Below are 7,963 nucleotides of genomic sequence, written 5' to 3' on the forward strand. Positions count from 1 at the left end.
GTTTGCCTACGTCAAGCAATGGCGGGGGTTAGCGACGAGATACGACAAGCTCGCCATCACCTATCGAGCGGCCGTCGTGATCAGCGCGATCCTGACATGGCTCCGCCAATAAAGGAGACATGCCCTAATAGCTTGGCTCCATCAGGCCTCAGTTCACCTGTAGGTGAAACATGTCGGTAGAGGGTCTGGCGGGTGATGCCGAGTTCTTTGCAGAGGGCACCAACTTGGGTGCCGGGTTTCCCCATCGAGGCCAGTGCAAGCCGTACTTTGGCCGGTGTCATCTTGTAGGGGCGACCGCCTTTGCGGCCACGTGCCCGGGCGGAGGCCAGTCCGGCTTTGGTGCGTTCGGAAATCAGCTCTCGTTCAAACTCGGCCAGGGCGGCGAAGATCCCGAACACCAACTTGCCCGACGCGGTCGTGGTGTCGATGGCCGCACCCTGCCCGGTGAGCACCTTGAGCCCCACACCGCGGTCGGTGAGGTCGTGGACGATGTTGACCAGGTGGCGCAAATCGCGGCCGAGCCGGTCGAGCTTCCACACGATCAGAGTGTCACCCGACCGGAGAGCTTTCAGACAAGCCAAGAGTTCGGGGCGGTCGTCTTTCTTGCCGGAGGCTTTGTCTTCGTAGAACTGTTCGGGATCGACCCCGGCGGCGATGAGTGCATCGCGTTGCAGGTCGGTGGTCTGTGATCCGTCGGCTTTCGACACTCTGACATATCCGATCAGTGCCACCGCTACCTCCATCATTTATTCGATCGTTTACGTGACATGAGAACCGAAATGCCGTCGACATACGAAGCTTGTCACTTAACCCGTTACTTATTCTATGTCGCGCAGACCCTCCTCGAAGCATTTAATGTGACAGAAACTCGAGAGGGATACCAAGTTCGGCGAAATTGTTCCGAACTCGTCGGACATGATCGTCGTCGTCGCTGCGGTAGAGCACCATGAGATTGAATAGCTGGCGTGCGCTGTCCGGGTTCTGCTTGGCATCCTCGACGGCGTCGTGCAAGGCTTCGTTAAGCGACTTCGGGCACCCTGTTGTTGCCAATGGCTTTCCAGGATCAAAAGAGGTGTCGGGTTCAGGGAGAAACAACGCAGCATCGCGGCCCAAACCCGTGAGATGACCGCTTTCGAGCACGCGCATCGCAATGGCGGCGGCTTCGAGAGTCCGCATTTGCTTCTGCAGGGTCTGCGTTTCAAAGGGCCGCCACATCACTTGTCCGGCTCGCACGGGATATCCAGCGCGCTGCCACACCTCGCGCGTCAGCCGCTGCGCGGCACCGCACTCGCTCATGGTTGCACCAAGCTCGTCGACCACAGTGCGCAGCAGCCGAAACCACATGCCGGCGTGGATGCGATGGCGGGGAAGGTCGACAGCTCCGGCTGTCAGGGCTTGCCACGTCCGGTCGTCCATGCGCCGGATCGCCGGAGGGACTTTGTGTGGTTCGGGGCCACTCGATTGTTCGCGCCATGCGTAGTAATCCCCGGGCGGGCCGTCGTGGTGCTCAAGCCAGCAGTGGTGGAAGGGGCAGGAGAGCATCAGCGGCAGCAACCACACCACGAGGTAGGGGTGAGGTGATGTGGAATCTCGCACGCATTGTGGGCAAGCTCGGTGGTGTCGGACACCGGTGGTCGGGACCCATGCTCGCCACGAACTCACCGTCCGGCGGCGACGGTTTCTCTCAGGCAAGAGAACGCTCAGTTGCCGGATGTAGGTGGTGAACGTGTCGGAGCCAGACTCGATGTCGTCCAGGAGCCACGGGGTGTATCCGCTGATGCTCATGCCGTGAATCCGATCAGAGCTGACTCCAGTCCGGGTCGCCAGGGCCTCGGCCAGCCCCTCCGGTGGGGACAGGTCGAGATCCTTATCGCGGTCGAGGCAGTAGCCGATATCGAATACAAGATCATCGACAGTGATCCCATACTCGTCGGCGATCCGGTGCAGCCACGAGGTGAGAGCTTCACCCGGAATCGGCCGCGGATGGATCGGCCAGCGGCCGGTCACATCAACTCGCGTTCAAACAATCGTCGTCGCTCTGTGGGACCAACATAGTCGGCCATCATCAGGGTCCGGTGATTGATCGTCTCAGCACCGGACTCGGCGGCCGCGACCGCGGCCGCAATCAGCAGATGCGCAAGCTCACCGATCGTTCCTTCACTGCGGGCAAGCAAGTACTGCATCATGTCGTCGGTCTCGATGTGGGAGGGGTGCCGCAATGGGAAAGCCGCCGCGAAGCTGGCCAAGAGCGACCGGGCGTCCTCACCTGCTTCCCAGGCCGGCAGCACGAACGGTTCGAAACGATTCTCCAGCTGATCATCTGAGCGTATCGTCAGGTATGCCTCACGGGTACCGACTCCCACGAGCGGGATTCGCAGTTCGTTGCCAAGGAATCGCAAGAGGTTCAAGAACTCTCGCCGAACGTCACCACGTCCAGCAAGCACATTGTGCAACTCATCGATGACCAGCATCTGCACACCGGACTCACGCAGCAGGGAGAGTGCGAGGCGTTCGAGCTCGATCACGCGAGGCCGAGGCCGCAGTGGTGCGCCGAGAGCGGCGAGGATTGCGGTATAGAACCGCAACGGGGACGGCTCCGAGGGCATTTGCACGCACAGCACGGGGATGTGTTCCCGATCCGCCTCAGTCGCCGGCAGGTGCAGACGACGGAATCTCTCGATGATCATCGACTTGCCGTTGTTCGTCGGTCCCACCAGCAGCAGGTTGGGCATGCGTTGTTTCCGTGGCCACCCGAGCAGCGTCTCCAACCGCGCGACCGCCTCGATCGCTTTCGGGTAGCCGATCCAGCGGTCGGCTCGAATCCGGTGGACCCGCTCTGCGGTCGGCAGCCGCGCCGTCAACTGGACAGAGGGATGCAGATGCGACAGATCCGGAGGCTGGTCCTCGTCGACTGTCACCATGGTTCGATTTCGTCGAACCGGGCCGCAGGCCGCATCGCACGCGGTTCCGGTGCAGGGGGCGGCGGAGCCGGTGCCGACGCGGGAGGAGACTTCTTCGCGGCTCCTGCGTGGGTGCGGCGTTCAGCTTCCCGGCGGGTCCGCTTGGTGGTCTTCTCGGCGGTCTCAGAGATGTGACGCATCTGCTCGATCATCCGAAACAACGCGGCCTCATCAACCTGGGCAGCTCCGCGTTCACGCAGCCGTGCCAGCGCCTGGCGATGCTCCCACACACTGACAGCAGGATTCGACAACGTCCGATAAGGCACCTCGACATACTCCGCACCCTCGGGATCGAGCACCCAGATTCGGCCGATGTCGCGCGGGTCCCGGCGGATGATGAACCGTTCGAGACTCTCGCGGCGCGCGATCCAGGGCTTGAGTACGTTGGCGAAGTAACGCACGTGATCGATGACGAACCCGGTACGCGTCAGCTTCCGACGCATCACCGGCAGGAAATCCACCAAGAACGCTGTCGGATTCGACGTGACCACAGGAGGGCCGTCTGCGACGATACCCTCTGCCCAGCGCCCAGCCGGAGTCAGGCCCAGCGTGCTGTGGACGGTGCCGTGGTACGCAGCCACTGCCAGGGTCAGCCATTTCTCCAGTTCGACAAGAGTCAGCGCAGCCAGTTCCTCGGACTCATACCGGCCTCGCTCACCTGGGTCCGAGAACGTCGTTCCCGGCAGCTCGTGGATCTTTCGCATTGCCGTGCCGATGACGCGTTCGACGATCCCGCCGTAATGCGGCTGTCCCAGCGGCCGATAGTCCAGCGCGATGCCGTGCTGCTGGCATCCGCGTGTCAGTGCCTCGCTCTTGAACTCGGCGGCGTTGTCGACGAACAAGGCCTTCGGCTTCCCGCTCATCGGCCAGTCTGCTTCAACCCCGAGTCGTTCCACTCGGGGTCGCTTATCACCAGCCGTGTGAGCCAGGCACAACCCCACCGACACTGCAGACGGCGGCTCCAAGGTCACGACCATGCCGATCAGGCAGCGGCTGAACACATCGATCGCTGCCGTGAGATATGGTCGGCCCACTGGTTGGCGTTCCCGCTCATCGACGACGATCAGATCAATGACGGTGTGATCGATCTGCACCTGGTCCAAGATGGACTCGATGACCGGGACGTCGTCACCGGCTGATTGCAGAGGCCGAACACTGTCGGGACCGTCTCGTCGCCGACCGACTTCAACTGGGTTCATCCGTGCGATCCGAGTCTCTACTGTGTTCCGTGCGGGTGCCGGTAAGCCTCGAATAGTGCAGATTCGGACTATTTCGCGATGAACCGAGGCAATGCTGCGTTTCTGTTTCGTCAAGTACCGCTTGCGCACCAACTCGCGAATGACCTGCTCCACTTGCTCCGATAGTCGTTTGCCGCCCTTGCCACCGTGGGACCGCTGGCCAACAAGGTCCGTCACGAGACCTGATCCTCGGCGGTAGCGATCCAGCAGCACGTACACCTGTCGGCGAGAAATGCTCAGCGCGAGGGCCGCTTCATCGGCAGCAGCCAGCCCGACACGATCGCGCTTGGCGAGCGTGCCGATCACGTCGGCCCGCAGCCGAGCTTGCTTCCACTCCGCCTCGGGAATCGTCAGGTGCCCTGTCGACGGAATCTCTCCTGGCTCGTCGCCCATCTCTGCCTCCCTTTTGAGAACAGGACTATTGAATAGAAACGACTTTAGTGCCCACGGGTACTGAACCACCAGCATTCAAAAGCCGACTGCACAACCCCGGAGAACAACGGGCTGGATGTGCAGACGGCTTCCGAGAATGCCACCCGCAGACGGTCGTGACGAAGTCTCACTCCGACGGTGCGTTCGTTGCTACGACCAACTGGGCGGTTGCCCGGGTCATCGACACATAGCGGTCCACACCTCCCTGTATGCCGGTACCGAATCCTGCCGGGTCCACGAGAATCACCAGATCGAATTCCAATCCTTTGACCTCGGCAGGGGTCATCACGCTGACTCGCTCAACCTCCGCGAAGCTCCACGAAGCCGGTGACACTGTGATGACACAGACAATTCCCTCGCGGTGAGAGTCCAACCACGCGCCAACCAGTGATGGCACTTCCTCCACGCGGCAGTATCCGACCGAACTTCCTGATTGCCGCACCGATTGCGGTACATTCGTGTGAGGGAGGACGGCACGGATCACCGGCTCTGCCGCGGCCATCACCTCGGCGGGGGTGCGGTAGTTGATGCTGAGGTGAACCTCGTTGACGGCGAGGCCGAGCTCGTTCATCCGTTCGTCCCAGCTCTGGACGAATCCGTGTCGCGCCTGCGCCCGGTCGCCGACGATGGTGAAGCTCTTCGACGGACACCGATCGAGGAGCATGTGCCACTGTGCATCGGTGAGCTCCTGCGCCTCGTCGACGATGATGTGGCCGAAGGGTCCGGCCAGACGATCAGCGGCGAGAGTCTCTCGTCCTGAGGGATTGTCCAGTGCGCCCCGCAGATCATCGCCCCTGAGCATCGTCATCTGCATCAGTTCGCTGTCATCGGCGGCGATGAGGTCCTCGACGACGTCGGCCATGCGATCCTGTTCGGCCGCCGCCTCCGCCGCGGCGCGACGCCTCCTACCCAGATCGGCCGGATCGCCGATGCGGCGCCTGGCAGCGTCGATGAGCGGTACGTCTGCGCCAGTCCAGGCCCTGGGGTCAGTGCGCTGGAGGCAAGCTGTTTCCGCCTCGGTTAGGTCGGGAGCAGCCAGACTTAGATAGGCCGGAACACTCCACAGATCGCCCACGATGTCCAAGGGGTCGAGGATCGGCCAGGCGGCGGTCAGGTTCGCTCGAAGATCGGGGTCCTGACTGAGGAAGCGGTGCACCTCGAGCGGTTCGGCGTCCTCATCGGAATCGACGACGGATTCGGCGAGGATCTCCAGCAGTTCGTCCCAGACCTGGTCACGAGCCGTGTTGTGTTCGAGGTCCTCATCGATCGAAGTGAACGCCGCAGACCAGTCTCCGGCTGTGACAGTGAGCTCACCCCACACAGTGTCGATGACCAGGGTAGTGGTGGGAGGCTCCTCATAGATGCTCACCGCCCGCGCGATCACCGCACCGGGGTCCAGGTTCGCCTTGAGGCGAGAGCTGCGCTCGTCGTCCTTGGCGGTGGCGCTCTCCGTAATCAGGCTGTCAAGCGTGCACAGACGGACACCGTCCTCGCCGAGGCGGGGCAGCACGTCATCGACATATGACAGATACGGTTGGTTGGGCCCGATAAAGAGCAATCCTCCGCCTCTGGCGATACTGGAGTCGCTGTATAGAAGGTAGGCGGCACGGTGCAGGGCGACCACCGTCTTTCCGGTTCCGGGCCCTCCGTCGACGACCATCGGCAAATCGGCCGGGGCGCGGATGATCGAGTCCTGATCGGCCTGGATGGTGGAGAGGACATCGTGCATCTTCGCCGAACGGCTCGTGCCCAGAGAGGCGATGAACGCCGACTGATCGTCCAGCGACGCGGTGTCGTCGTCGGTCGCCGAGGTGAATCCTTCGTCCCAGTAGTCCGAGATGAGGCCGTTCGCCCACCGATAGCGGCGCCGTGTGGATAACCCCATCGGGGAGGCGAGTGTGGCGGCGAAGAACGGTTTGGCCATGGGTGTCCGCCAGTCGATGAGCAGGGCGCGCCCATCTTCGTCACGCAACCCCATACGACCGATGTAGACGGTGTCTCCGGACTCAGCAAACACCATTCGCCCCAGGCAGACATCGAGGTCGAAGCGGCGCAGCAAATTCAGTTCGGACGACAGCCGGTGGATCACGGTGTCCCGTTCGAGTGCGGCCTCGCCGTCACCTCCAGGCGATCGGCGGAGTTCTGCGAGGCGGGCCTCGAGCGTGGCGACTTCACGGTCGAGTTGACTGGCGATGTGGGCGAAGTGGTGATCGTCGGCTGCGATGAGATTCGCAGTCCTTTTAGCGGACAGTCGGGCGGGCAGGTCAAAGACAGTGGCAGGCACACAGGCTCCTTGCTCGGAAGAGTGAAGACACCATTGTTCACCCTGACCAGGGCCTTGCGGCAAGGCCCCATCCGTGGCATATTCTGATAATGGCAGGCACACTGGATTTCGCTGCACAGACGATGCGTGGTCAACGCTTCTCTGCATCCACCGCGGCTTTTCAGACTGAGGCACTCTGGGCAGACGCGGTCTATCGATCTGGGACGATTTCGTTGATGTGCCATGCAACGTCATCGACGGTGGCAGTGCGGATCCCGTCCGCGACGGCTACCATCGCAGCGCCGAAGATGCAGAATTTCTGGCCGATCTCGGCGTCGGCCGATACCGGTTCTCAATTCCTGGCCTGCATCATCGGCGACGGATTTCCGAATACGAAGCCCAATTCCAGCGGCCTCGATCACTACGAATGCGTCGTCGACGAACTCCTGTCTGCGGGTGTGGCTTCCGAGCCGACTCTTTACCACTGAGACCTTCCAGTAGGTCTCGAAGCCGACGGAGGGTGGCTCAACAGGGATACGGTTCATCGCTTCGGCGAGTACGTCGAGTCCTTTGCAGACCGCTTCGGCGCCCGGATGCGCGTCATTGGTACACGACCAACGCACCGGCCTCGACCTCGCTGCAGGGCTACGCCATCGGTGAGCTGGCGCCGGGGGGTTCGACACTGTCGGAGACGGAACAAACCTTCACTCCCCGGTCGCCAAGAAGGTTCACGGTAGCCAAAACGTCAAGGAGTGATCGGCCAAGGCGGTCGATGCGCCACACGACGACGGTGTCGCCGTCTTCGGCATAATCGAGTAATCGCCTCATTCCGGGGCGCTGTTTCGCCGTCTTGCTACCGGAAGTTACGTCAGAGAACACGTCCCGCTTGCCCCCAGCACCGACGAGTGCATCGAGTTGGAGCTGCGCATCTTGCCCGGCGGTACTAGGGCATGTCTCCTTTATTGGCGGAGCCATGTCAGGATCGCGCTGATCACGACGGCCGCTCGATAGGTGATGGCGAGCTTGTCGTATCTCGTCGCTAACCCCCGCCATTGCTTGACGTAGGCAAA

Annotated in this window: 5 protein-coding genes and 5 pseudogenes; 3 read left to right on the forward strand and 7 right to left on the reverse strand. The window is 62.1% G+C overall.

All coding sequences use genetic code 11. The features are described from left to right. A pseudogene (locus BSP239C_RS21230) lies at positions 1-112 on the forward strand (IS5/IS1182 family transposase); the annotation flags it as partial. Here BSP239C_RS21230 and BSP239C_RS19965 read toward each other — a convergent pair. The 5 genes from BSP239C_RS19965 to helR form a co-directional block, all read right to left on the reverse strand. After that, positions 81-746 carry a recombinase family protein gene (locus BSP239C_RS19965; protein ID WP_308298085.1) on the reverse strand — a complete coding sequence of 222 codons (666 nt, stop codon included), beginning with the start codon at positions 744-746 and terminating at the stop codon, positions 81-83. The pseudogene BSP239C_RS21230 and the gene BSP239C_RS19965 sit on opposite strands and share 32 nt — an antisense overlap. Positions 747-852: 106 nt before the next feature. Then, a complete protein-coding gene (locus tag BSP239C_RS19970) occupies positions 853-2,007 on the reverse strand; it encodes a TniQ family protein (protein ID WP_096161902.1) in 1,155 nt (384 codons plus the stop codon). Then, positions 2,004-2,921 carry a TniB family NTP-binding protein gene (locus BSP239C_RS19975; protein ID WP_096161901.1) on the reverse strand — a complete coding sequence of 306 codons (918 nt, stop codon included), beginning with the start codon at positions 2,919-2,921 and terminating at the stop codon, positions 2,004-2,006. Before BSP239C_RS19975 ends, BSP239C_RS19970 begins: the two co-directional genes overlap by 4 nt. After that, positions 2,915-4,591, reverse strand: a complete 1,677-nt coding sequence (locus tag BSP239C_RS19980; protein ID WP_096161900.1) for a Mu transposase C-terminal domain-containing protein — start codon at positions 4,589-4,591, stop codon at positions 2,915-2,917. Before BSP239C_RS19980 ends, BSP239C_RS19975 begins: the two co-directional genes overlap by 7 nt. Positions 4,592-4,757: 166 nt before the next feature. Further along, the gene (gene helR / locus BSP239C_RS19985) at positions 4,758-6,914 is read right to left on the reverse strand and encodes an RNA polymerase recycling motor ATPase HelR (protein WP_101575054.1); all 2,157 of its coding nucleotides are present in this window, start codon (positions 6,912-6,914) and stop codon (positions 4,758-4,760) included. 217 nt (positions 6,915-7,131) lie between these two features. On the opposite strand from helR, the pseudogene BSP239C_RS21500 reads away from it, so the two are divergent. Together BSP239C_RS21500 and BSP239C_RS21505 are read left to right on the forward strand one after the other, a co-directional pair. Further along, positions 7,132-7,191, forward strand: a pseudogene (locus BSP239C_RS21500) (hypothetical protein); the annotation flags it as partial. A gap of 247 nt (positions 7,192-7,438) precedes the next feature. Continuing rightward, a pseudogene (locus BSP239C_RS21505) lies at positions 7,439-7,630 on the forward strand (hypothetical protein); the annotation flags it as partial. On the opposite strand, the pseudogene BSP239C_RS19995 reads toward BSP239C_RS21505, so the two are convergent. After that, positions 7,545-7,868 (reverse strand): annotated as a pseudogene (locus BSP239C_RS19995) (recombinase family protein); the annotation flags it as partial. The pseudogenes BSP239C_RS21505 and BSP239C_RS19995 overlap by 86 nt on opposite strands. Next, positions 7,853-7,963, reverse strand: a pseudogene (locus BSP239C_RS21235) (IS5/IS1182 family transposase); the annotation flags it as partial. The pseudogenes BSP239C_RS19995 and BSP239C_RS21235, both read right to left, overlap by 16 nt.

The sequence above is a fragment of the Brevibacterium sp. 239c genome (assembly GCF_900169365.1).
Lineage (GTDB): Bacteria > Actinomycetota > Actinomycetes > Actinomycetales > Brevibacteriaceae > Brevibacterium.